At 70.1% G+C, this 24,194-nt stretch carries 24 protein-coding genes; 10 read left to right on the top strand and 14 right to left on the bottom strand.

Annotated features, from left to right (window positions below):
- The 7 genes from AOZ53_RS35025 to AOZ53_RS17680 all read right to left on the bottom strand — a co-directional run.
- Window positions 1-233: hypothetical protein (locus AOZ53_RS35025; protein ID WP_231690634.1), on the bottom strand; the 233-nt coding region annotated here is incomplete at its 3' end.
- A 12-nt stretch (window positions 234-245) separates the two neighbouring features.
- Window positions 246-635, bottom strand: coding sequence for a PPC domain-containing DNA-binding protein (locus AOZ53_RS17705; RefSeq protein ID WP_054488750.1), 390 nt, complete (start codon window positions 633-635; stop codon window positions 246-248).
- A gap of 2 nt (window positions 636-637) precedes the next feature.
- Complete coding sequence (locus AOZ53_RS17700; RefSeq protein ID WP_054432144.1) at window positions 638-1,201, bottom strand: PPC domain-containing DNA-binding protein; 564 nt, start codon at window positions 1,199-1,201, stop codon at window positions 638-640.
- 58 nt (window positions 1,202-1,259) lie between these two features.
- Complete coding sequence (locus tag AOZ53_RS17695; RefSeq protein ID WP_054432146.1) at window positions 1,260-2,024, bottom strand: SDR family NAD(P)-dependent oxidoreductase; 765 nt, start codon at window positions 2,022-2,024, stop codon at window positions 1,260-1,262.
- An 80-nt stretch (window positions 2,025-2,104) separates the two neighbouring features.
- Window positions 2,105-3,736: an acyl-CoA synthetase gene (locus AOZ53_RS17690; protein WP_054432147.1), complete on the bottom strand. Its 1,632-nt coding sequence runs from the start codon at window positions 3,734-3,736 to the stop codon at window positions 2,105-2,107.
- Complete coding sequence (locus AOZ53_RS17685; protein ID WP_054432149.1) at window positions 3,733-4,905, bottom strand: acetyl-CoA acetyltransferase; 1,173 nt, start codon at window positions 4,903-4,905, stop codon at window positions 3,733-3,735. The genes AOZ53_RS17690 and AOZ53_RS17685 overlap by 4 nt, the downstream gene beginning before the upstream one ends.
- 44 nt (window positions 4,906-4,949) lie before the next feature.
- A complete protein-coding gene (locus AOZ53_RS17680) occupies window positions 4,950-5,777 on the bottom strand; it encodes an IclR family transcriptional regulator (RefSeq protein WP_231689898.1) in 828 nt (275 codons plus the stop codon).
- Window positions 5,778-6,012: 235 nt separating this feature from the next.
- Here AOZ53_RS17680 and AOZ53_RS17675 point away from each other — a divergent pair, with 235 nt between their 5' ends.
- From AOZ53_RS17675 to AOZ53_RS17665, 3 genes are all read left to right on the top strand, one after another.
- Window positions 6,013-7,026, top strand: coding sequence for a TRAP transporter substrate-binding protein (locus AOZ53_RS17675; protein WP_054475851.1), 1,014 nt, complete (start codon window positions 6,013-6,015; stop codon window positions 7,024-7,026).
- Window positions 7,023-8,915 (top strand): TRAP transporter large permease, encoded by a 1,893-nt coding sequence (locus AOZ53_RS17670; RefSeq protein WP_054432154.1) that lies wholly within the window; start codon window positions 7,023-7,025, stop codon window positions 8,913-8,915. The genes AOZ53_RS17675 and AOZ53_RS17670 overlap by 4 nt, the downstream gene beginning before the upstream one ends.
- 416 nt (window positions 8,916-9,331) lie before the next feature.
- Window positions 9,332-11,230 carry an ABC transporter ATP-binding protein gene (locus AOZ53_RS17665; protein WP_054432156.1) on the top strand — a complete coding sequence of 633 codons (1,899 nt, stop codon included), beginning with the start codon at window positions 9,332-9,334 and terminating at the stop codon, window positions 11,228-11,230.
- Between the two features lie 77 nt (window positions 11,231-11,307).
- Here AOZ53_RS17665 and AOZ53_RS17660 read toward each other — a convergent pair whose 3' ends face one another.
- On the bottom strand, window positions 11,308-11,928 hold the full coding sequence (locus tag AOZ53_RS17660; protein ID WP_231690338.1) for a LysE family translocator: 621 nt from the start codon (window positions 11,926-11,928) through the stop codon (window positions 11,308-11,310).
- Between the two features lie 141 nt (window positions 11,929-12,069).
- Here AOZ53_RS17660 and AOZ53_RS17655 point away from each other — a divergent pair, with 141 nt between their 5' ends.
- Window positions 12,070-12,552: an Lrp/AsnC family transcriptional regulator gene (locus tag AOZ53_RS17655; protein ID WP_006394279.1), complete on the top strand. Its 483-nt coding sequence runs from the start codon at window positions 12,070-12,072 to the stop codon at window positions 12,550-12,552.
- On the opposite strand, the gene AOZ53_RS17650 is transcribed toward AOZ53_RS17655, so the two are convergent.
- Window positions 12,509-13,213, bottom strand: coding sequence for a DJ-1/PfpI family protein (locus AOZ53_RS17650; RefSeq protein WP_054488748.1), 705 nt, complete (start codon window positions 13,211-13,213; stop codon window positions 12,509-12,511). The genes AOZ53_RS17655 and AOZ53_RS17650 overlap by 44 nt on opposite strands.
- On the opposite strand from AOZ53_RS17650, the gene AOZ53_RS17645 reads away from it, so the two are divergent.
- Together AOZ53_RS17645 and AOZ53_RS17640 are read left to right on the top strand one after the other, a co-directional pair.
- Window positions 13,208-14,182, top strand: coding sequence for a GlxA family transcriptional regulator (locus tag AOZ53_RS17645; RefSeq protein WP_082380437.1), 975 nt, complete (start codon window positions 13,208-13,210; stop codon window positions 14,180-14,182). The genes AOZ53_RS17650 and AOZ53_RS17645 overlap by 6 nt on opposite strands.
- A 14-nt stretch (window positions 14,183-14,196) precedes the next feature.
- Complete coding sequence (locus AOZ53_RS17640) at window positions 14,197-14,577, top strand: hypothetical protein (RefSeq protein ID WP_054432161.1); 381 nt, start codon at window positions 14,197-14,199, stop codon at window positions 14,575-14,577.
- 45 nt (window positions 14,578-14,622) lie between these two features.
- Here the strand turns inward: AOZ53_RS17640 and AOZ53_RS17635 are convergent, their stop codons facing one another.
- Together AOZ53_RS17635 and AOZ53_RS17630 are read right to left on the bottom strand one after the other, a co-directional pair.
- Window positions 14,623-15,345: an SDR family NAD(P)-dependent oxidoreductase gene (locus tag AOZ53_RS17635; RefSeq protein ID WP_054488746.1), complete on the bottom strand. Its 723-nt coding sequence runs from the start codon at window positions 15,343-15,345 to the stop codon at window positions 14,623-14,625.
- Window positions 15,342-16,337, bottom strand: a complete 996-nt coding sequence (locus tag AOZ53_RS17630) for a Bug family tripartite tricarboxylate transporter substrate binding protein (RefSeq protein ID WP_054475858.1) — start codon at window positions 16,335-16,337, stop codon at window positions 15,342-15,344. The genes AOZ53_RS17635 and AOZ53_RS17630 overlap by 4 nt, the downstream gene beginning before the upstream one ends.
- Before the next feature lie 158 nt (window positions 16,338-16,495).
- Here AOZ53_RS17630 and AOZ53_RS17625 point away from each other — a divergent pair, with 158 nt between their 5' ends.
- From AOZ53_RS17625 to AOZ53_RS17610, 4 genes are all read left to right on the top strand, one after another.
- A complete protein-coding gene (locus AOZ53_RS17625) occupies window positions 16,496-17,530 on the top strand; it encodes a cyclase family protein (RefSeq protein ID WP_054475859.1) in 1,035 nt (344 codons plus the stop codon).
- Window positions 17,531-17,533: 3 nt separating this feature from the next.
- Entirely contained in the window at window positions 17,534-19,165 is a 1,632-nt protein-coding gene (locus tag AOZ53_RS17620; protein WP_054475861.1) for an AMP-binding protein, read from the top strand.
- An 11-nt stretch (window positions 19,166-19,176) separates the two neighbouring features.
- Complete coding sequence (locus tag AOZ53_RS17615; RefSeq protein ID WP_054432169.1) at window positions 19,177-19,920, top strand: GntR family transcriptional regulator; 744 nt, start codon at window positions 19,177-19,179, stop codon at window positions 19,918-19,920.
- A 103-nt stretch (window positions 19,921-20,023) separates the two neighbouring features.
- The gene (locus AOZ53_RS17610) at window positions 20,024-21,307 is read left to right on the top strand and encodes an ABC transporter substrate-binding protein (protein WP_231690633.1); all 1,284 of its coding nucleotides are present in this window, start codon (window positions 20,024-20,026) and stop codon (window positions 21,305-21,307) included.
- 18 nt (window positions 21,308-21,325) lie between these two features.
- Here the strand turns inward: AOZ53_RS17610 and AOZ53_RS17605 are convergent, their stop codons facing one another.
- From AOZ53_RS17605 to AOZ53_RS17595, 3 genes are read right to left on the bottom strand one after another with little or no spacing between them, the layout of a single operon-like run.
- On the bottom strand, window positions 21,326-21,925 hold the full coding sequence (locus AOZ53_RS17605) for a 2-hydroxychromene-2-carboxylate isomerase (RefSeq protein ID WP_054488744.1): 600 nt from the start codon (window positions 21,923-21,925) through the stop codon (window positions 21,326-21,328).
- Between the two features lie 7 nt (window positions 21,926-21,932).
- Complete coding sequence (locus AOZ53_RS17600) at window positions 21,933-23,261, bottom strand: MFS transporter (protein ID WP_006394268.1); 1,329 nt, start codon at window positions 23,259-23,261, stop codon at window positions 21,933-21,935.
- 43 nt (window positions 23,262-23,304) lie between these two features.
- Entirely contained in the window at window positions 23,305-24,090 is a 786-nt protein-coding gene (locus AOZ53_RS17595; RefSeq protein WP_054475864.1) for an aldolase, read from the bottom strand.
- Window positions 24,091-24,194: the final 104 nt, after the last annotated feature.

Below are 24,194 nucleotides of genomic sequence, written 5' to 3'. Positions count from 1 at the left end.
GCTACCGGCTGATGGATGACGACGTCCCTACCCCAGCACCCTCCCACTGCGGAAGGCGCATCTACACCATACAAGGATGACGCAGGGGCAGTCCGGAGCGAACGCTCCGGACCGCAATCGTTGCCCCGCGCGCGTGCCACCGCCGCCGCGGCGGGCGCCCCAAGAACCCCGCTCACCGCCAGCAAACTCAAAATCAGCAGCAGCAGCAGCAGCAGCAGCAGCAGCAGCAGCAAAAAAAGCCCGGCTCACCCCTCCGGCAACCACTCCTCCAACGTCACCTCAAACGTCATACAAACAGGATTAGCCCCCGGCACAAACACCCCCCCATGCACCCGCCCCGCCGGATCCGCCACCACCCCAGACAGCGACGCCACCACCGACCCGTCGGCCTGCGCCCGCACCTCTCCAGCCAGGCTCACGATCTCCACCGCCGGACCTTCCACTTGCCGGACATCCCCACCCCGCGCATACAGGCAGGCATCCACCAGACTCCCCAACGCCCCCCGCACGAACGCATTCCGGAACCCCTCCGCCAGGCACAGCTTCTCCACCGCCTGCACCAGATCCTCGTTGGGCCCGATGCGCGCATACGCCACCCGCCCCATGCTTCCGCTTTCAACCTCGGCCGGCATCATCGTCAGATCTCCCGCGGCTGCAGCAGCCGCAAATTGGTTTCGGCGTCATAGGTGGCGCGCAGCTCGAACCCTTCCAGCGCCGTCACCAGCACCGTCACTGGTGCCGCGCCCACGATCGTCGTCTGCGGGATCAGGTGCCCGCCCAGCAGCGCGCCGCTCTCATCGCAGAAGGCCGCGTGGCAGTGCACCAGCGGCTCGCCCGCATCGCCCTTGCCCAGCGTGGCATTGCCGAAGATCAGCGTGGATGCGCCCGCCGCGATCGGCGCGGTGTACGCCACCACCCGCAGATGGGCCGGGTCCGGCGGCGCCGTGCAGTAATCGAGATGGCTGAAGGCGCCGCTCAGCAGCGTCATCGAGGCGTTCGCCACGCCCAGCGGCGCCAGCCCATCGACCAGCGCCTCGAACAGGCTGGCGCCGGGCTGCAGCGCCAGGCGGATGTGGCGGCCCTGCCGCGCGCAGCGGCTGTGTATCCGTACCGGGTTGAAGGCTCCCGGGTGTATCAGCGTCCTGGGGCGGGGCAATACCGGTGATCCCCGCAACGAACGATCCACGGTGGTGGTTCGCATGATGTGCACTCCGTGCGCTTGTGGCGCAAGATGGGAATGAAAGCTGAAAACGCCGGCGTCAATGCACCGCCGGCAGCATGCCCGCCGCGGTGAAGCCGCCGTCCACGCAGATCACCTGGCCGGTCACGTAGCTGGACAGCGATTCGTCCAGCAGCCAGCCGATGGTGCCGTTCAGTTCCTCCGGCGCCGCGTAGCGATGCTGCGGCACCACCTGGCGCCAGGCCGCGCGCGCCTCGTCGGTGTGCATCTGCCCGACCAGCGGCGTCTCGATTGGCCCCGGCGCCACCGCGTTCACGCGGATGCCGTAGGCGGCCAGCTCCACCGCCATCACCCGCGTCAGCGTCACCACCCCGCCCTTGGACGCCCCGTAAGCCGCGCGGCCCGCGTTGCCGCGGATGCCCGACACCGAGGCGATGTTCACGATCGAACCGCGGCCGCGTTCGCGCATGCGCCGGGCCGCCTCGCGCGCCACCACGAACGACCCCACCAGATTCACTTCCAGGATCCGCCGCAGCAGCGCCGCGTCGGTCTCCAGGAACGGCACGTCGCGGCCGATGCCGGCCGAATTGACCAGCCCGGTGATCGGGCCGAAATCGGCCTCCAGCCGCGCCATCGCCTCGGTCACCTGCGCCTCGTCGGACACGTCCAGCCGCACGCAGCCCAGGCGTTCCGCGGGCGCCAGGCCACGCACCTCGTCTAACCGCTCCTGCGATACGTCCGCCACCAGCACCCGGCGTCCCGCGCCCAGCAGGCCACGCGCGACGGCCAGGCCGATGCCCGACGCGCCCCCCGTGACCAGTACCGCATCCTGCGCTCCATCCATGATTCGGTCTCCTCGTTGTGTACTGCGTTGTCTCTCCCTCCTGCCATCGCGGCCGCCGTCGCGGCGGCCGCGATGTCCTGCTAACCGGCCGCCAGGCAGCCGCGCTCGCGCAAGGCGTCGCGCACCAGCTTCTTGGTGATCTTGCCGTAGCCCGAACGCGGCAGCGCGTCCCAGAAGAACACCTGGCGCGGCAGCTTGTAGCGGGCCATGCGCGGCGCCAGCCAGGCCAGCAGCGCGTCCTGTTCCAGCGCCTGGCCCGGGCGCAGCACGCAGACCATCACGCCCACCTCGCCCCAGACCGGATCCGGCACCCCCAGCACCGCCGCTTCCGCCACCGCTGGATGGGCCAGCACCTTTTCCTCGACCTCGCGCGGATAGATGTTGGAGCCGCCCGAGATGTACATGTCGGATTCGCGGCCGGTGATGTACAGATAGCCCTGCTCGTCCTGATACCCCAGGTCGCCGGTGCGGAACCAGCCGTTGCGAAAGGCCTTGGCGTTGGCCTGCGGGTTGGCGTAGTAGCCGGCGAACACCGCCGGGCCGCAGACGCAGATCTCGCCGGTCTGGCCGGCCGGCAGCGGCCGGCCGGCATCGTCCTGGATGCTGATCTGCATGCCGGTGCGCTCATAGCCGCAGGTGCCGGCGCGGGCCTCGGGGCCGTCGCCGCCATGGTGCTGCGCCGGCGGCAGGACGGTGATGTTGCCGGTCACCTCGCCCAGCCCGAAGTACTGCACCAGCACACCGCCCAGCTTGTCGAGCGCGCGCTTCTGGTCTTCGCGGTACATCGGCGCGCCGGCGTAGATCACGTGGCGCAGGCTGCCGTGGTCGAATTGATCGACCGCCGGATCCTCCACCAGCAGCTTGACGATGGTGGGCACGGTGAACATGTTGGTGACCCGATGGCGCTCGACCAGTTGCCACGCCTGGGCCGGGTCGAAGCGGTCGCCGTCCGGCAGCACCGAGCAGGCGCCGCGCGCCACCTGCGTCAGGAAATGGATGCCCGCGCCGTGCGACAGGGGCGCCACCACCAGGCTGACGTCATCCTCGGTGGTGCCCGGCATCAGGTCGCACAGGTGATTGGTCACCACGAACGCCATCTGCCCGTGCGTCAGCACCGCCGCCTTCGGATGCCCGGTGGTGCCGGACGTGAAGAAGAACCAGCACGGATCGTCGTAGTCCACGTCGGCGCAGGCGCGCGGCGCATCGGCCAGCCGCGCCTCGATCAGCGTGGCGGTGTCGGCCTCGCCGAACCCGCCCGGCCCCAGCCGCGCCAGCAGGGCCAGGTCCGGCATCGCCCGCGCCACCGCGGCCGCATGGTCCGGCGACTGGCCGTCGCACAGGAACGCCTTGACGCCCGCCGCCTGCGCCAGGTAGACCGCCTCGTCCGGCGCGATGCGGCAATTGGTCGGCACCCACACGGCGCCCAGCCGCAACACCGCGAACAGGGTCTCGGCGAACGCGAAGCTGTTGCGCGCGTGCACCAGCACCCGGTCGCCCTTGCCCACGCCGCGCTCGGCCAGCGCCTGCGCCAGCGCCGCGGTGCGCGCGTCCAGCTCGCGCCAGCTCAGGCGCGCCTCGCCGCAGACCAGCGCGCTGCGCGTCGGATGGCGGCGGGCGGCCTGCGCCAGGAAATGCGCCAGGTTCATGGCGCGGCGCGACACCGGCGCCACCCCGCCGGGTGGCGCCACGGACGGCTGCGACAGGCCGCTCATTTGACGCGCTCCAGCAGGCTGACGTAGTTGGCCACGGCCGCGCCGCCCATGTTGAAGACACCTGCCAGCGTGGCGTCCGGCACCTGCATGCCGCCGGCCTCGCCCGCCAGCTGCATGCAGGCCAGCACGTGCATGGACACGCCGGTCGCCCCCACGGGATGGCCCTTGGCCTTGAGTCCGCCCGACGGATTGACCGGCAGGCGGCCGCCCGGATAGACCCAGCCCTCCCGCAGCGCCCGCGCGCCCTGGCCGCGCGGCGTCAGGCCCATGGCTTCGTATTCGATCAGTTCGGCGATGGTGAAGCAGTCATGCGTCTCGACCAGGCTCAGGTCATCGAGGGTCGCGCCGGCGTCGGCCAGCGCCTCGCGCCAGGCGCGCGCCGCGCCCTCGAACGCGATCGGATCGCGCCGGCTCAGCGGCAGAATGTCGTTGACGTGGCGCCGCGCGCGAAAGCCGATGGCGCGGCGCAGGCCCGCCGCGGTCTCGGCATCGGCCAGCACCAGCGCCGCCGCGCCGTCGGAGATCAGCGAGCAATCGGTGCGCCGCAGCGGCGCCGCCACGTAGGGGTTCCTGTCGGAAACGGTGTTGCAGAACTCGAAGCCCAGGTCCTTGCGGATCTGCGCGTACGGATTGCCCAGGGCGTTGGCGTGGTTCTTGGCGGCAATGCGGGCCAGGGCCTCGCCCTGGTCGCCATGGCGCTCGAAGTAGGCCGAGGCGATGCGGCCGAACACGCCGGCAAAGCCGCCGGGCAAGTCCGCTTCTTCCTTGCGGTAGCTGGCGTTCAGCAGGATGTCGCCGACTTCCTCGGTGGGTCGCGCGGTCATCTTCTCGGCGCCCACCACCAGCGCCACCCGGCCGCGCCCGGCCTCGATGAAATCCATGGCCGCATACAGTGCCGCGGACCCGGTGGCGCAGGCGTTTTCCAGTCGGGTCGCGGGCACGTACGCCAGCGCCGGATCGGCCAGCGCCACCAGCGCGGCCTGGAAATCCTGCTTCTGGAAGCCGCTGTTCATCACGCCGGCATAAATGCCGTCCACGTCCCCGGGGCCGATGCCCGCATGGGCCAGGGCGGCGCCCGAGACCCGCGCCATCAGGCTTTCGGTATCGGGATCGTCGAGTTTGCCGAACGGGACATGCGACCATCCCACGATGACGGCACGCTTGCTCATTGCTGTCTCCTCTGTTGGCAGCCCCGCCCCGCCGACATGGCGGATCAGGACTTGGGCTTGGCGGCCGGCGGGCGCGTTCGCGCCTCGCGGCCTGCCGGGTTGGCCTGTGCTAGCAGGCGTTTGGCCTCGCGGGACAACAGCTTGGCCAGCTGGAACTGCCTTTCCTCGTCCATGCGCGATTCGACCGCGGCGATGCTGAGCGCGCCCAGCACATGGCCCTGCTCATCGCGCAGCGGCATGCCGATGCCCCACGAGCCCGGCACCACCAGGCCGCGGTTCACGGCATAGCCCTGCTCGCGCACCTCGTCGACCAGCGTGCGGATCAGCGGCACGGAGTAATGCGGATAGCGCCGCTCGATCAGGCCGGCATTGGCCTGCAGGCAGGCCTCGACCTCGTCGTCGGGCAGCGCCGCCAGGATCGCCAGGCTGCCGGCGCCGATGCCCAGGGGATGACGGTCGCCGGGCAGCAGCACATGAGTCTTGAGGGGGTAATCGCCGTCCTCGCGCAGCACGCAGACCGCGAACACGTCGCGGCGCAGCGAAAAGAAGGCGGAATCGCCGCACTCGTGCGCCAGCCGCGCGACCACGGGCGCGGCCAGGCGGTTGATGCCGAAGCGTTCGCTGGCGATGTTGCCCAGCACATGGCATTCGGGGCCGAGGAAGTAACGGCGGCTGGCCAGGTCCTGCTCGACCATGCCTTCGGCGGCCAGGGCGGCCAGCAGGCGGTGCACGGTGGGCTTGCTCATGCCCGTATCGCGCGTCAACGCCAGCAGGCCCGCGCCTTCGCCGCGGGTGCGCGACACCGCGCGCAACACCAGCATGGCGCGGGATATCGCCTGGGCGCCACCGACCTGGGATGAGGTCTCCGTCACGTCTCCGCCTGTTTTTTCATCAGGTCCATTTTGTGGACCATCTATCTGATTTTGTTTTTTCATTCTGCACCAGTTTTATTGATTTACGCTAGTGAATCAATGTGATTAAATGAATTTAAGGGTAGTACGCAGGTCCACATAATGGACCTCATGCAAAGATAAAGCAACAAGCCTGGCAAGGCGCTTTATCCGGCCGTCCTCGACGGCGGCCGGATCTCATAACCAAGGAGACAGCATGAACACGACTCGACGCAACCTCATGCGCGCCGCGGGAGGCGGCGCGCTGCTTGCCCTGGCCCCGTTCCAGCGCACGCTGGCGGCGCCCCAGTTCCGCTACAAGTACGCCAACAACCTGCCGCCCTCGCACCCGATGAACCTGCGCGCCAACGAGGCCGCGCAGAACATCCTCAAGGACACCGGCGGCCGCTTCGAGCTGGCAGTGTTCCCCAGCAGCCAGCTGGGGTCCGACACCGACACCCTGAGCCAGCTGCGCGCCGGCGCCGTCGAGTTCTTCACCCTGTCGGGGCTGATCCTGTCGACCCTGGTGCCCAGCGCCTCGATCAGCGGCGTGGGCTTCGCCTTCCCCGACTACGCCGCGGTCTGGAAGGCGCTGGACGGCGACCTGGGCGCGCACATCCGCGCCGACATCAACGCCAAGGGTCTGTTCGTCATGGACCGCATCTGGGACAGCGGCTTTCGCCAGGTCACCACCAGCTCGCGCGCCATCAGCGGCCCGGACGATTTCCGCGACCTGAAAATCCGCGTGCCGGTCAGCCCGCTGTGGACCTCGATGTTCAAGGCGCTGGGGTCGTCGCCGGCCAGCATCAACTTCAACGAAACCTATTCGGCGCTGCAGACCCGCGTGGTGGACGCGCAGGAAAACCCGCTGGCCATCATCCAGACCGCCAAGCTGTACGAAGTGCAGAAATACTGCTCGATGACCAACCACATGTGGGACGGCTTCTGGTTCCTGGGCAACCGCCGCGCCTGGGAAAAGCTGCCGGCCGACATCCGCGAGGTCGTCGCCAAGCACATCAACGCCGCCGGCATGGCCGAGCGCGCCGACGTGCTGGCGCTGAACAACCAGCTGCAGGCCAAGCTGGCCGAGGAGGGCCTGACCTTCAACACGCCCGACCCCGCGCCCATCCGCGATGCGCTGCGGCGCGCCGGCTTCTACGCCGGCTGGAAGGAAAAGTACGGCGACAAGGCCTGGGGCCTGCTGGAGCAGGCGGCCGGGAGCCTGTCATGAGGGCTGCGCTGACCCATCCGGCGGAGGCGCCGCCCCAGGCCGCCGCCGCCCCGGGCAGCCGGCGGCCATGGGCCATCGCCGCCGACAACGCCCTGGGCCACCTGGTGGAGATTCCCGCGGCCATCCTGGTGGTCGCGGAAATCGTCATCCTGTTCTCAGGCATCGTGGCGCGCTACGTGCTGCACACGCCGCTGGTGTGGTCCGACGAACTGGCCTCGATCCTGTTCCTGTGGCTGGCCATGCTGGGCGCGGTGATCGCCTTCCGCCGCGGCGAGCACATGCGCATGGGCGCGCTGGTCAACCGCGCCTCGCCCGCCACCCGCGCGCTGCTGGACATGGTGGCGGTGGCGGCGGCGCTGGCGTTCCTGCTGCTGTTGCAGGCGCCGGGCTACGAGTACGCCTCGGAAGAGCAGTACGTCACCACCGCCGCGCTGGAGATCCCCAACATCTGGCGCGCCGCGGCCCTGCCGGTGGGCACCGCGCTGATGCTGCTGATCGCGCTGCTGCGGCTGGTCGAACGGGCGCAGTGGCGCGTCACCGGGCTGGCGCTGTTGCTGGTCGGCGGCGTGGTGGCCGCCATGACGGCGCTGCAACCGGTCCTGGCGGGCCTGGGCAACGTCAACCTGCTGATCTTCTTCGTCGGCGTGGTGGCGGCCACGGTGTTCGCGGGCGTGCCGATCGCCTTCGCGTTCGGGCTGGCCACCTTCGGCTACCTGTCGCTGACCACCGACGTGCCGATGATGGTGGTGGTCGGGCGCATGGACGAAGGCATGTCGCACCTGATCCTGCTGGCGGTGCCGCTGTTCGTGTTCCTGGGCGTGCTGATCGAGATGACCGGCATGGCCAAGCGCATGGTGGCGTTCCTGGCCAGCCTGCTGGGCCACGTGCGCGGCGGCCTGTCGTACGTGCTGATCGGCGCCATGTACGTGGTCTCGGGCATCTCGGGCGCCAAGGCCGCCGACATGGCGGCGGTGGCGCCGGTGCTGTTCCCCGAAATGCGCGAGCGCGGCGCCGACGAGGGCGACCTGGTGGCGCTGCTGTCGGCCACCGGGGCGCAGACCGAGACCGTGCCGCCCAGCCTGGTGCTGATCACCATCGGCTCGGTCACCGGCGTGTCGATCACGGCGCTGTTCACCGGCGGCCTGCTGCCGGGGCTGGTGCTGGGCGTGATGCTGTGCCTGGTGGTCTGGTGGCGCAACCGCCGCGAAGACCTGAGCGCGGTGCGCAAGGCCAGCGGCCGCCAGATCGGCCGCGCCCTGCTGGTGGCGCTGCCGGCGCTGGCGCTGCCCTTCGTGATCCGCGCGGCGGTGGTCGAAGGCGTGGCCACCGCCACCGAGGTCTCCACCATCGGCATCGTCTACGCCACACTGATCGGGCTGCTGGTCTACCGCTGCTTCGACGCCAAACGGCTCAAGCCCATGCTGGTGGACACCGCCTGCCTGTCGGGCTCGATCCTGCTGATCATCGGCACCGCCACCGCCATGGCCTGGGCCCTGACGCAATCGGGCTTCTCGACCCAGCTGGCGCAGGCCATGGCCGGCCTGCCGGGCGGCGCCGCCACCTTCATGGCGGTGTCGATCGTGGCGTTCGTCATCCTGGGCAGCGTGCTGGAGGGCATTCCCGCCATCGTGCTGTTCGGGCCGCTGCTATTCCCGATCGCGCACCAGATGGGCATCCACGAGGTGCACTACGCCATGGTGGTGATCCTGTCGATGGGCCTGGGCCTGTTCGCGCCGCCATTCGGCGTCGGCTACTACGCCGCCTGCGCCATTGGCCGGGTCGCGCCCGAAGCCGGCATCCGGCCCATCCTGGGCTACCTCGGCTCGATGGCGGTCGGCATCGTGGTCATCGCCGCGGTGCCGTGGATCTCGACCGGGTTCCTGAAGTAGCCCGCCTGGTCGGCCGCCGCGCCTTCGCGGCGGCCGACCCTTCTTCCATTGCGCCTGGCGACCAGGCGCCATCGCGTGGGGAAAAACCCACACGCCCGCAATCCCCCACTGTCCGCGCGGTTGATGCGCGTACACCAGTTCTATAGAATCTTCAATTCGGGCCTGTGCCCATTCTTTTTTCCCTTCACCTACACCTGGGAGGCGCAAGATGATGAATCCGCATACCGCCATCCCGCGCGTATCTCCGCGACGCCATTAAGTCGTCGCCCGCGCGGCCCCATCGCCAGACTACCTGGCGACTGGTCCGCCGTGCCCGCCCCAAATCCCTGAACGCAATGCCCGCGCCGTGAGGCGCAGGTCGTATCACCTTCTTTCCCACAAGGAATCCGGCGCCTTCGCGTTGCCGGGCGATCGCAATGAATCGAACAAAAATCGATCTGCGAGGACAAGCCTTCAAGGACGTCCTCGGCTTTACCTTCCGCTATTGGCGCGCCCAACCCTGGCGCACCGCATTGATCGTCGGGCTGGCGCTGCTGTCGGCCCTGGCCGACGTGCTGACCCCGCTGTACGCGGGCCGCCTGGTCGACGCCGTGGCTTCCGGCGCCGCGGCCGACCAGCAGGCCTGGAGCGCGGCCATCACCGCGTTCTGGCTGCTGATCGCGCTGGGCATCGGCGGCACGCTGCTGCGCCAGGGCGTGTTCCAGAACATCATCGTCTTCACCCTGAAGATGATGAACGGCATGGTGTCGAACGCCTTCTACCGGGTGCAGCGCTTTTCGACCGACTGGCACGCCAACAGCTTCGCCGGCTCGACCGTGCGCAAGATCACCCGCGGCATGTGGGCGGTGGACCTGCTGAACGACACGCTGCTGGTGGCGCTGCTGCCCTCGGTCATCATGCTGGTCGGCGCCACCGTGCTGCTGGGCATCCACTGGCCGGTGATGGGCCTGGTCGTCGGCCTCGGGTCGGTGCTGTACATCGCGGTCACGGCGGCGCTGTCGCTGGGCTACGTGGCGCCGGCGGCGCGGCTGGGCAACGCCTGGGACACGCGCATGGGCGGCGCGCTGGCCGACGCGGTCAGCTGTAACCCGGTCGTCAAGGCCTTCGGCGCCGAGACGCGCGAGGAAGCGCGCCTGGAGCGCGTGGTCGACAAGTGGCGCCGCCGCACGCGCCGCACCTGGATCCGCGCCACGATCAACGGCGGCATCCAGGGCGCGATGCTGGTGGCGATGCAGGCTGGCATCCTGGGCGCGGCGCTGCTGCTGTGGTCGCGCAACCAGGCCAGCGTCGGCGACGTGACCTTCGCGCTGACGATGTTCTTCATGCTGCAGGGCCACCTGCGCGACGTGGGCATGCACATCCGCAACCTGCAGCGCTCGGTCAACGACATGGAGGAACTGGTGGCGCTGGAAAAGCAGCCGCTGGGCGTGGACGACCGCCCCGGCGCGGGCCAGATCCGCGTCACGGCGGGCGAGATCCGCTTCGAGGACGTGACCTTCCGCTACGGCCGCCACGAGGCGCCGCTGTACGACCGCTTCTCGGCGCGCATCGCGCCGGGCGAACGGGTCGGGCTGGTGGGCCATTCGGGCTCGGGCAAGACCACGTTCATCAAGCTGATCCAGCGCCTGTACGACGTCAACGGCGGCCGCATCGCCATCGACGGCCAGGACATCGCCCAGGTCAGACAGGCCTCGCTGCGCAGCCAGATCGCGATCGTGCAGCAGGAGCCGGTGCTGTTCCACCGCACGCTGGCCGAGAACATCGCCTACGCCCGCCCCGGCGCGACGCAAGCCGAGATCGAGCAGGCGGCGCGGCTGGCCAGCGCGCACGACTTCATCATGGCGCTGCCCAAGGGCTATGAGACGCTGGTGGGCGAACGCGGCGTCAAGCTGTCGGGCGGCGAGCGCCAGCGCGTGGCGATCGCGCGGGCCTTCCTGGCCGACGCGCCGATCCTGATCCTGGACGAGGCCACCTCGAGCCTGGACAGCGAAAGCGAAGTGCTGATCCAGCAGGCCATGGAGCGCCTGATGGTCGGCCGCACCACGCTGGTGGTGGCGCACCGCCTGTCGACGGTGCGCGCGCTGGACCGCCTGCTGGTGATGGACCATGGCCGCATCATCGAGGAAGGCAGCCATGACCAGCTGATCCGCTTGAAGGGCGGCCTGTACCGGCGCCTGTTCGAGCGCCAGGCCCTGGAGCTGACCAAGGGCCTGACGCAATCGGAAATGCTGGCCGATGGCGCCCGCCCCCTGCCGGCGCGCGCCGACGGCGAAGGCCAGGACGAGGACGAAACGTCCCTGGCCTTCGGCAAGTAAGCAGAAAGGGCCTGACGCGAGTCAGGCCCTTTTTTCATGGCGCCGCGCCGCCCGGCAGCGTGCGCGGCCCGGCCGCCTCAGCGATTCAGCGTCAGGCGCACGCCGAACGCGATCAGCGCGCCGCCGAACACCGTGCCCTGCCATTTCTGCACGCGCGGATGCGCCGCCATCCAGCGGCCCAGGGCGCCGCCGGCCAGCGCGCACAGCACATCGAACGTCAGGCCCAGGCTCACCAGGATCACGCCCAGCAAGGCGAACTGCTGGCCGATCGGGCCCTGCGCCGGCGACACGAACTGCGGCAGCAGCACCGAGCAGAACAGCAGCGCCTTGGGATTGAGCACGTTGGTCAGCACCCCGCTCAACAGCGCCGCGCCCAGCCCCTTGCCGCGCGCGGCCGCCTGCGCCTCGTGCGCCACGCCGTACGACATCGGCCCCGCCCGCAGCAGCCGCAGGCCCAGCCAGATCAGATAGCAACCGCCCACCGTGCGCGCCGCGTCGAAGGCCCAGGGATGGGTCTTGAACAGCGCCGCCAGCCCCAATGCCGCCAGCGTCACGTGGGCGGCGCGCGCCAGGGCCAGGCCCACGGCCACCGCCAGCGCCTGCCCGCGGCCGCGCAGCGCGCCGGTCTCGAGCAGCAGGATCATGTCCGGCCCCGGCACCACATAGACAATCAACAACGCCCCGAGAAACAACGCCATGTCGGCCATACGCCACGCTCCGCACTGCTGGAAATGGCGATCATTCTAGGGAAAAGGCATCGGCATGTGCTTGCTATTCCTGCCAAGCGTAATAACATGATTGGCACACTGAACCAATCCATATCGCAGAATTTTCATTTCATGCCAAAACGCCAACTTGACGCCTACGACCGGCGCATTCTCGAGGCCCTGCAGCAGAACGGCCGCCTCACCAATGTCGAGCTGGCCGAGCAGATCGGCCTGTCGCCGTCGCCCTGCCTGCGGCGGGTGCGGCTGATGGAGGAAGCCGGCGTGATCCAGGGCTACGAGGCCCGGCTGGCGCCGGACGAGGTCGGGCTGGGCCTGACCGTCTTCGTCGGCGTGAAGGTCGAGCGCCACCACGAGCGCGACGCAGACCAGTTCCGCAAGGAAGTCTGCGCCCTGCCCGAAGTGGTGGCGGCCCATCTGGTGTCGGGCGAATCCGACTTCCTGCTGCAGGTGGTGCTGCCCGACCTGCGCGCCTACGAACGCTTCCTGCTGACCACGCTGCTCAAGCTGCCGGGGGTGAAGGACATCCGCAGCAACTTCGCGATCCAGACCGTCAAGCCGCAGAGCCCGCTGCCGCTGGACCATCTGGGACATTGAGCGCGGCCTGCCGCACCTTGGCGCTGCGCTGCTCGAAGCGCGCCTGCGACTGCGCCAGGTATTGCCGCACGATGTCCGGCTCCGAGGTCTTGGGCGTGCCGCCGGGAAACGGCGGCTCGGGGTCGTATTCGATCTGCAGCTGGATCAGCTTGGCGGCCTCGTCGCCGCACAGCGTGGCGACCACCTTCAGCGCCATGTCGATGCCCGAGGTGACGCCGCCCGCGGTGAAAACGTTGCCATCCACGCACAGCCGCGCATCGGTCGGCACCGCGCCGAAATGCGCCAGCAGCTCACGCGCGCGCCAATGGCTGGAAGCGCGCTTGCCGCGCAGCAGGCCGGCCGCGCCCAGCAGCAGCGAACCGGTGCAGATGCCGAAGACGTAGCGCGCGCCCAACGCTTGCCGGCGCGTGAAGACTACCCAGTCCGGGTCGAGGATGGCATCATCCGTCCCCGGCCCGCCGGGCACCACCAGCAGATCGCAGGGCGGCGCCGACGCCAGGGTCTGGGTCGGCACGAACCGCAGGCCGCGGTCGCTGCGCACCGGATCCGGCGTTTTTGCGACAAAATCGACGCTGAACCCGGGCGCGGCGGCGAGCACTTCGTATGGCCCGGTCATATCGAGCTGGGTCAGCCCTTCGAACAAGAGAATATTCACATGCACGACGATGCTCCTTCGCAGAACGGAACCGCCAGCGTAGCCCCAGGCGCCGGCGCGCGTGCGCCAAATACCCCCACGATCGCGCCAAAACGCATCGTCTTCCTGCTCTACGACGGCTTCCAGCCGCTCGACCTGGCCGGGCCGTGGCAGGCCTTCAGCGGCGCCAACGAGGAAGGCGGCGCGGGCTACCAGCTGAGCACCGTCGCGGCCACGCCGGTGGTCGCCGCCTGGGACCAGGGCCTGCGCATGCAGGTCGACGCCACCTTCGCCGAGGACGACGACGCGCCGATCGACATGCTGTTCGTGCCGGGCGGCCCCGGCATCGACCAGGCCGGCGCCCACGGCGAGACCCTGGCCTGGCTGCGCCGCCGCAGCCCGCAGGCGCGCCGCACCTGCAGCGTCTGCACCGGCGCCTTCCTGCTGGCGGCGGCCGGCCTGCTGGACGGCCGCCGCGTCACCACCCACTGGCGCTCGGCCGACCGGCTGCGCCAGCTGTATCCCGGCCTGCGGGTGGAAGACGACCGCATCTTCATCGAGAGCGGCGCGATCTGGACCTCGGCCGGCGTCACCGCCGGCATCGACCTGGCGCTGGCCCTGATCGAGCGCGACGCCGGCGCGCAGGTGTCGCAGGACGTGGCGCGCCGCCTGGTGGTGTTCATGCGCCGCAACGGCGACCAGCGCCAGTACAGCCAGTCGCTGCGGCTGCAGGACCGCCTGGCCGCGCCGTTCCGCGACCTGGTCGAGAAGATCGAGGCGAGCCTGTCGGCGCGCTGGTCGGTGGACGACATGGCCGATGCCTGCCACATGTCGCGCCGCACCTTCCAGCGCAAGTTCGCGGCGCATTTCGGCGTGACGCCGAGCGAGGTGCTGCGCCAGCTGCGGCGCGAACGCGACGGTGCGCTGCGCGCGGCGGGCCGGGCCTCGGGCAAAGTCCTGCGCCATGCGCTCGGAAGCGCCGGCCGTCCACTCTGACCGGCCCGCACGCCATGAACCCGTCCGCCTCGCCGTGTCCCGAATGCGGCCTGCCCCAGGTCATCACCGAACAGGGGCTGAGCCTGATCGCGCGCTGCGGCGGCTGCGGCTGGATGGTGGCGACCACCAACCCCAACCACCCGATCATGGACCGCACGCCTTACACACTGCGGGCGCGGCCCGGCGCCCTGGCCACGGCCAGCGCCATCGCCCGCCTGGCGGTGGCGCTGGGCATCGGCGTCAAGCGGGCGCGCGAGCTGATCGCCCAGGACCTGCCGGTGGCCGAGAATGTCCTGGCGCTCGAAGTCATCCGGCTGCACGGGGTGCTGGCCGGCGCGGGGCTGCAGGTGGAGATCACGCCGGCCTTCCGCTGGCCGCTGGACCCGCGCGACTGACGCGGCGCTGCCCGCCCGGTCCGCCCCCGGCTTCCCGTAGCGGTCCTACCTCGCCAGCCCCACCGACATGCCGCCGCAGACATACAGCACCTGCCCGGTCATGAAGCCGGCGCGCCGGTCCAGGAACGACGACACCGCATGCGCCACGTCCTCGGGCCGGCCGATGCGGCCGACCGGGATGGCGGCCTCCAGCGCCACGGTCCTGGGGTCGCCCGGCGGGTTGGACTGGTCGAACAGCTCGGTGGCGATCGGCCCGGGCGCCACGGTGTTGACCGTGATGCCGGCCTTGCCCAGTTCCAGCGCCCAGGTGCGCGTCATGCCCACCAGGCCGGACTTGGTGGCGCCGTAGACCGTGCGGCCCGGCTTGCCCAGGCCGGCGCGACTGCCGATGTTGACGACCCGGCCGTAGCCGGCCTGGCGCATGCCGGGCAGCAGCGCCTGCATCAGCAGCAACGGCGCGGTCAGATTCACCGCCACCATGCGCGCCAGTTCCTCCTGGGTCACGGCTTCGATGTCAGCGACCTGGATCATGCCGGCGTTGTTGACCAGGTGCAGCACCGGCCGCGCCGCCGCCAGCGCGGTGGCCGCCGCGGCCGTGGCGGCGGCGTCGCCCAGGTCGACCGACTGGAATCGTTCGCCGGGCAACGCCGCGTCCGGCGGCCGGCGGCTGAAGTTGACGACCTCGAAGCCGTCCTGCAGCAGCCGCGCGACGATGGCGCGGCCGATGCCCCGGCTGCCGCCGGTGACCAATGCGATGGGGGTTGTCATTGCGCGGTGATTCCCTTGTCCTTGATGAGGCCGCCCCATTTGGCGCGCTCCTGGCGCTCGAACGCGGCCAGGTCCGCGCCGAACAGCGTGCCGGGCCGGGCGCCCATGGTAGCGAAATTGGTGGCGATGGCGGGCGTGGCCAGGCCGCTGCGCGCCGCCTCGACCAGTTGCCGCACCACCGGTTCGGGCGTGCCGCGCGGCGCGTACAGCGCGAACCACGCCGTCACGTCGAAACCCGTCAGGCCGGACTCGGCCACGGTCGGCAGGTCCGGCAGCGACGGATCGCGCGCGGCGGACGTGACCGCCACGCCGCGCACCAGGTTGCCGTCCTTGATCTGCGCCAGCGCGCCGGGCAGGTTGTCGAACAACAGATCGACCTGGCCGCCGGCCACCGCCGGCAGCGACGCCGAGGTGCCCTTGAACGGCACGTGCAGCATCGTCACGCCAGCCATGGCCTCGAAGTAGGCGCCGGTCAGGTGCACCGACGACCCCACGCCGGGCGAGGCGTAGGTCAGCTTCTTGTCCCTGGACTGGCGCGCGGCCTGGATCACGTCGGCCACCGTTTTGTAGGGCGACTTGGCGCTGACGGCGATGACGTTGGGCGTGGTCGACACCAGCGCGATCGGCACCAGGTCGCGCTCGGGGTCGAACGTCATGTTGCTGTAGAGGAACTGGTTGATGGTCTGGGTGCCGATCGTGCCCAGGCCCAGGGTGTAGCCATCGGCCTTGGCGCGCGCCACGTAGGCCATGCCGATGTTGCCGCCCGCGCCCGGCTTGTTCTCGACCAGCACGGTCTGCTTGAGCGCCGGCTGCAGCGCGTTGGCGATGGCGCGGCCGAAGATGTCGGCGCCGCCGCCCGGCGGATACGGCACGACCACGGTGACGGGATGCTCCGGATAACCGGCCGCGTGGGCCGCGGACAGGGCCAGCACGGCCAGGCCGGCCGCGGCCAGCGCGCGCCGCCCGGCGCGCCTGTGCAGGGAATGCGTCATGGATCTGTCTCCTCGCGAATCCGCTTGACGCGGATTTCTTCTGGCTCCGCCTTGGGGCGGATGCTGTCGATGGGCGTCCTCGGGATGCGGACACTTCCTATAGTACGTAAATACGTACTATATTCACAAGACTCGAAAAACACACCGGAGACAAGCCCATGAAACGCTGGACGCGCCGCCCCGAGGGATCGACCTGGGGCGATTTCGGAGCGGATGACGAACTCGGCCGCCTGAACCTGCTGACCGAGGAAAAAGTGCTGCAGGCGGTGCGCGAGGTGCGCACGGGCAAGGTGTTCTGCCTGTCGCTGCCGCTGGACCTGCCCGGCGGCAACGTGCTCAACCCGCGCCGCCATCCGCCGCAGCTCAAGCCCACCTTCCGCGACGGCGCGCCCTACCTGAACTTCACCATGGCGCGCGTGCAGCCCGGCGCCGTGGACGTGCTGTCGGACGACCAGGTGACGCTCAGCATGCAGTACTCCACCCAGTGGGACGGCCTGTGCCACGTCGGCGCCCAGTTCGACATCCAGGGCGACGGCGAGGCTCGCCGCGTCTACTACAACGGCTATGCCGCGGGCGTGGATGTGTTCGGCGGCGATGACGCCGGCGCCGATGCCTGCTGCCCGCCGGGCGGCTCGTATGCGCGCAAGCTCAGCATCAGCCGCTACGCCGAGAAAGGCATGCAGGGCCGCGGCGTGCTGGTCGACCTGGCGCGCGCCTTCGGCCCCGGCCGCACCCTGGTCGGCTACACCCAGCTGCAGGCCGCGATGCGTGAGCAGCAGGTGGTGGTCGAGCCGGGCGACATGCTGGTGCTGCGCACCGGCTTTGCCGAAGCGCTGATGGAGATGAACGGCCAGCCCGATCCGCACCGGCTGGAACAGACCGGCGCGGTGCTGGACGGCGCCGACCCGGCGTTGCTGGACTGGATCACCGCCAGCGGCATCGCCGCGATCTGCGCCGACAACTACGCGGTCGAGGCCTATCCGGCGCGCACCGCCGGCCCGGGCCATTCGATCCTGCCGCTGCACCATCACTGCCTGTTCAAGCTGGGCGTGCCGCTGGCCGAGCTGTGGTACCTGAAGGCGCTGGCCGACTGGCTGCATGGACAGGGCCGCAACCGCTTCCTGCTGACCGCCCCGCCGCTGCGCATGCCCGGCGCCGTGGGTTCCCCCGTGACCCCGATCGCCACGGTGTAGGCCATGACGCAACCCGCTCCGACCTTCGCGCAGCACCTGGACGCGCTGGCCGCGCTGCATCCCGACCGCCCCGCCCTGATCGACCGCGACCAGGCCATCAGCCACGCCGATCTGCGCGCGCGCAGCCGCGCCCTGGCCGCCGGCCTGGCGCGCATCGGCGTGCGGCCCGGGCAGCGCGTGGCCGTGTGGCTGCCCAACTGCGCCGCCTGGGTCGAGACCTTCCTGGCCTGCGCCCACCTGGGCGCGCTGGCGCTGGCCGTCAACACGCGCTTTCGCGCCCTGGAACTGGCCGACATCCTGGGCCGCGGCCGCGCCGACTGGCTGGTGTTCTGGCCCGGCTTCAAGGGCATCGACTTCGCCGGCATCCTGGACGGCGTCGCGCCCGAATCGCTGGCGCGGCTGCAAGGCATCGTCGCCGTGTCCGAGACGGACGCACAAACGGACTCACAAACAGACGCCCCCATCGCCGCCTCGCTGCGCGGCAAGCCGGTGCACCGCTATGCCGACCTGCGCGCCTGCGCCGACGCGCCGCCGCCGCCCCAGCCCGACGCGGGCGTGCTGTGCTTCACCACCTCCGGCACCACCTCGCAGCCCAAGTTCGTGCTGCACGACCAGCGCACCCTGCTGCGCCACGGCGCGGCGGTGGCGCGCGCCTTCGGCTATGACGACCACAGCCGCGTGCTGGCCAGCGCGCCGTTCTGCGGCGCCTTCGGCTTTGCCACGCTGGCGGGCGGCCTGGCGCACGGCGCGCCGGTGGTGTGCGCGCCGGTGTTCGACGCGGCCGAATCGGCCGCCGCGATCCAGCGCCATCGGGTCACCCACACCTACGCCAACAACGAGGCGCTGGTCGCCATGATGCGGGCGGGCGCGCCGGGCGCCTTCGCGTCGGCGCGGCTGTTCGGCTTCGCCAGCTTCACGCCGGCGCTGGATCACATGCTGGACCTGGCGCGGGAAGCCGGCGTGCCGCTGACGGGGCTGTATGGCTCCAGCGAACTGATCGCGCTGGTGGCCGGCCAGCCGCGCGATCCGGCCGAAGGCGACATGGCCGCGCGCCACCAGCCCGGCGGCACCCTGGTCTATCCCGAGGCGCGGGTGCGGGCGCGCGATCCGGCCAGCGGCGCGGTGCTGCCGCACGGCGAATCGGGCGAGCTGGAAATCCTGTCGCCCAGCCTGATGCGCGGCTACCTCGACAACCCCGAGGCCACCGCCCGCGCCTGCACCGACGACGGCTACTTCCGGACCGGCGACCTCGGCTACACGCTGAACCCGCGCCAGTTCGTGTTCCAGACCCGCATGGGCGACTCGTTGCGCCTGTCCGGCTTCCTGGTGAATCCGGTCGAGATCGAGCAGATGGTGGAGTCGCTGCCCGGCGTGCGCGCCTGCCAGGTGGTCGGCGCCACCCGCGACGGCAAGACCGTGCCCTACGCCTTCGTGCTGCTGCAGGACGGCGCCGACGCCGATGCCGCCGGCTGGACGGCGGCCTGCAAACAGGCCATGGCCGGCTTCAAGGCGCCGGCCGGTTTCACGGTGCTGGACGCGTTCCCGTCCGTGGAAAGCGCCAATTCGGTCAAAATCCAGAAACACCGGCTGCGCGAGATGGCCGACGCCCTGCTCGCCGCCCCCGCCACCTCCTGACCGATCCGACCATGCCCGCGCGCCCGCTTTTCTCGCACAGCCCCCAACCGCTCTACCTGCAGGCGGCCGCGCTGTTCCGCGGCCACATCCAGAACCGCACCTGGCGGCCCGGCCAGCAGATCCCGCCGCTGGAAGCGCTGATGGAAACCTATGGCATCTCGCGCGCCACCATCCGCCAGGCCCTCGGCCAGCTGGAACAGGACGGCCTGATCCGGCGCTCGCGCGGGTCCGGCACCTTCGTCAATGCCGACCTGCCCGAGACGCCGACGCTGCTGATTCCCAAGACCTGGGCCGAAACGGTCGAGCTGAGCAACCAGCTCGGCACCGTCTCGCTGGTGGAATCGAGCGCCGATTCGCCGCTGCCCGACACCCTGGGCATGCCGTGCGCGGCCGACCGCGGCGGCCGTTTCCAATACCTGCGGCGCGTGCACACCACCGAGGCCGGGCCGTTCTGCTACAGCGAGGTATTCCTGGAAAGCAGCCTGTTCCGCAAGCATCGCGCCCGCATCCAGAAAAGCACCGTGGCGCCGGTGCTGGACCAGTTCTACGGCGCCCGCATCAGCGAGGCGCGCCAGGTGCTCAACGTCATCGAGGCCGGCCAGGAATCGGCGGAATCGCTGCGGATTCCGGTGTCCTCGCCGGTAGCCGAACTGCGCCGCTACGCCTGCATCGATGGCCGCGTGGTGTATTTCGCGCGGCTGGAATTCCCGTTCCGCAAGGTGCGCATGGAGTTCGACCTGCTGACCCAGCGCTAGCGCGCGCGGTCGTCCCTCGGAGCCATTCCATAGAAGCGCGGCCGTCCGGCCAAGCGCTCGCAGTACCCGCAAGCATCCGGCATAACCATAAATGGAGACAACCATGACCCCCATGCCCCGGATTTCGCAGCAACGCAGCACCCCCAATCCGCGTCTCGCACGCGCCCTCGTCGCGCTGACCGCGGTCGCCGGCCTGTCCCTCGGCGGCCCCGCCCAGGCCCAGACCGCCCCCGCCGCCCTCTCCGACGACATCGTCCGCCTCGGCCTGATCCTGGACATGAGCGGCATCTACGCCGACGTGACCGGCAAGGGCAGCGCCACCGCCGCGCAGATGGCCATCGACGACTTCGGCGGCACCGTGCTCGGCAAGAAGATCGACCTGCTGGTGGCCGACCACCAGAACAAGGCCGACATCGCCGCGGCCCGCGCCCGCGAGTGGTACGACACGCAGAAGGTGGACGCCATCATGGACGTGGCCGGCTCGGCCCCGGCGCTGGCGGTGCTGGAAGTGGCGCGCGAGAAAAAGAAGATCGTGGTCTTCAGCGGCCCCGGCACCGAGCGCATCACCAACGACCTGTGCTCGCCCTATTCGGTGCACTACACCTATGACACCTGGTCGCTGGCCAACACCACCGCCCGCGCCACCGTCGACCGGGGCGGCAAGAGCTGGTACTTCCTGACCGCCGACTACGCCTTTGGCCACACCCTGCAGGCCTCGGCCACCGACGTGGTGAAGGCCCGCGGCGGCACCGTGCTGGGCGCCGCCCGCCACCCGATCGGCACCAGCGATTTCGCCTCGTACCTGCTGCAGGCGCAGTCCAGCCGCGCCCAGATCGTCGGCCTGGCCAACGCTGGCGGCGACACGGTCAACGCCATCAAGGCGGCGCGCGAATTCGGCCTGACCCAGAGCGGCCAGAAGATGGCCGGCCTGCTGCTGTACATCAACGACATCCACGCCATCGGCCTGGACGCGGCCGCCGGCCTGATGCTGACCGAGGCCTTCTACTGGGACATGAACGACCAGACCCGCGCCTGGTCGCAGCGCTACTACGACAAGCTCAAGAAGATGCCCAACATGAGCCAGGCCGGCACCTATTCGTCGGTGATGCACTACCTGAAGGCCGTGCAGGCGGCCGGCACCGACGCCCCCGACGCGGTGATGAAGCAGATGAAGGCCATGCCGATCAACGACTTCTTCGCCGCCAATGGCCGCATCCGCGAGGACGGCCGCATGGTGCACGACATGTACCTGTTCGAGGTCAAGACCCCCGCGGAATCGAAGCGGCCCTGGGACTACTACAAGCTGGTGGCGACGCTGCCGGGCGACGAGGCCTTCATGCCGCTGTCCAAGTCGACCTGCCCGCTGGTGAAGACGGCGGCGAAGTGAACGGACGCCCGGGGCGGCTCAGGCCGCCCGGGCGACCGCCTCTTCCAGCATCTCCAGCCGGTCCTGGCCCCAGAACAGCTCGCCGCGATAGACATACGACGGCGAGCCGAACACGCCGGCCGCCACCGCCGCATCGGTGTTGTCGCGGTAGGCCTGGCGCGCCGCCGGCTGTTCGGCCGCGGCCAGCAGCGCCGCGGCATCCAGCCCCTGCTCCCGCACGATGTCGCGCAGCGTGTCCGGCGACGAGATGTCGCGCTCCTCGCACCACTCGGCCGCCAGGATGGCCTTGTACAGCGCCGCCACCGGCAGGCCGGCCGCATCGGCCGCGATCACGATGCGCGAGGCCAGCCCCGCGTCCGGGCACATATAGGCTGGCGTGGGATTGACGTGGATGTCCAGCTTGCGGCACCAGCGCGCCAGCTCGGTCACCCGGTAGGCCTGGCGCTCGGGCGCGCGCTGGCCCAGCAGCACGCCGCCGGTGCGCGCATAGACGTCGGGCAGGTCCACCGGCAGGTAGCGGATGCGCGCCTGGTGGCGCGCCGCCAGGGCCTCCAGCCGGTCGGCGCCCAGGTAGGCCCAGTCGGAATTCATCCAGAAGTAATAGTCGATCGTCTTCATGTCGTCCTCAGGTCCGCGCGCCAGCCGGCACGCCCAGCGCCGCCGCGGCCGACGCGTCGCCGCGCATGCGCCAGGCGCTGAATACCGCGATCACGCCCAGCGCGCTCAGGTACCACACCACGTACTTCGGATCGCCGCCGGCGCGCGCCAGCAGCCAGGTCGCGATGATCGGCGCCAGGCCGCCGCCGATCGCCCCCGACACCTGCACCGCCAGCGAAATGCCGGTGTAGCGCACCTCGGCCGGGAACTGGCTGGAGAACAGCGTGCCCTCCGGGCCGTACAGGCAAGCGTAGACCAATCCCACCGCCAGGCATACCGCGACGATGATCCAGCCGGTCTGGCCCGTGGCCAGCAACTGGAAGAACAGCGGCGCGCACGCCAGGATGCCGACCGAGCCGGCCATGAACACCCACTTGTGGCCGACCCGGTCGCCCAGCATGCCGAACAGCGGCATGGTGAACAGCGCCAGCGCCGCGCCCCAGATGGTGGCGTCCAGCATCACCGAGCGCGCGATGCCCAGCGTGCCGGTGGCGTAGGCCAGCGAAAACGTGACCACGGTATAGAACCAGGTGACTTCGGCCAGCCGCGCGCCCACCACCGTCCACAGCGCGCGCCGGTGGTGCTTGAGGACTTCGGCCACCGGCACCTCGACCTTGGCGCCCTGCTCGCGCATCTGCTCGAAGTCGGGCGACTCGGCCACCTTGACGCGGATGAACCAGCCCACCGCCAGCAGCACCACGCTGGCCAGGAACGGCAGGCGCCAGCCCCAGGACAGCATGTCCTGCTCCGGCAAGCCGGCCACCGCCCCCATCGCCAGCGACGACAGGATCAGGCCCGGCGCCACGCCGGCCTGCGGCAGGCTGCCGAAGAAGCCCTTCTTGCCCTCGGGCGCGTGCTCGACCGCCATCAGCACCGCCCCGCCCCACTCGCCGCCCACCGCGATGCCTTGCAGAAAGCGCATCAGCACCAGCAGCACCGCGGCCCAGTAGCCGATCTGGTCGTAGGAGGGAATCAGGCCGATCAGGATGGTGGGCACGCCCATCAGCAGCAGCGTGATCAGCAGCATCGATTTGCGGCCGATCTTGTCGCCGTAGTGGCCGAAGATCACCCCGCCCAGCGGCCGCGCGAAAAAGCCCACCGAATAGGTGGCGAACGCGGCCAGCGTGCCGGTCAGCGGATCGAAGGACGGAAAGAAGATTTTGTTGAAGATCAGCGCGGCGGCCGTGCCGTAGAGAAAAAAGTCGTACCACTCGATAGTGGTGCCCATCATGCTGGCCAGGCCGGCCGTTACGTAGTCCCGGCGCGAACGCGCGCGCGGCGTCTTGGTCGTCATCATCGTGACTTCCCCTTGAAAGTATCGTTATGGGTACAGCTGGGTATCAGCGAGCCGGCCGCGGCAGCGGCGCGATGCCGTGGGTCTGGCGGCACCAGTAGTCGAAGGTGGCGCGCACGATCGACGGCTTGAGCAGGTAGTCGTGCGCCTCGCGCGCCAGCGCGTCGTCCACCGGCGTCAGCGGACCGAAGGCCTGCGCGCGGATCTGCATGCGGGCCGCCCGCTCCAGGTAGACCGACAGGTAGGTCGCCTCCTCGCAGCTGGCGCCGGCCGTCAGGTAGCCGTGGTGCGCCAGGATGATGGCGCGCTTGGCGCCCAGCGCGCCCGAGATGATGACGCCCTCCTGGTCGGCGATCGGCACCCCGGGCCATTCGCCCAGGAAGGCACAGTCGTCGTGCAGCGGCGTCATGTCCATCTGCGCGATCACCAGCGGCTGGCGCGCCGCGGCCAGCGCCGAGGCCCACGGCGAATGGGTGTGGATGATGGACTGCACGTCGGGCCGCGCCTCGTAGACCCACAGGTGGAAACGCGTCGCCGGATTGGCCATGCCTTCGCCCGTGAGCGTGTGCAGGTCGCGGTCGACCTCGATGAAGTCGGCCGGCGTGGCCTCGTCGAAGCCCAGGCCGAAGCGCAGCGTCCAGTAGGCGCCGGGGCGCTCGGAGCGCACGCTGATCTGGCCGGCCAGGCCGGCCTCCTGCTCGGTCATCGCCAGGATGCGGCAGGCGTAGGCCATGGTCTCCTGGAGGGTGCGCGGCACGGCGCGCAGGTGCTGCGCCATCTCCTGGGTGGCGCGGGTGTCGAAGTACGCTTTTTCGCGCAGGGTGTTGTCCATGCTGCTGCCTCCTGATGCGGTTCGGGATGGCGCGGACGGATGCCGCGCCTTGCCGCACAGTATGGAAAGCGCCCCCGCATCGAGCCATGCAGCCGGGCTCATAG

The organism is Achromobacter sp. 2789STDY5608621 (genome assembly GCF_001299375.1).
Taxonomy (GTDB): Bacteria; Pseudomonadota; Gammaproteobacteria; order Burkholderiales; family Burkholderiaceae_B; genus Achromobacter; species Achromobacter insuavis.
Note: the sequence above shows the minus strand (reverse complement) of the source record. Positions and strands in the feature narration are given on the sequence as shown.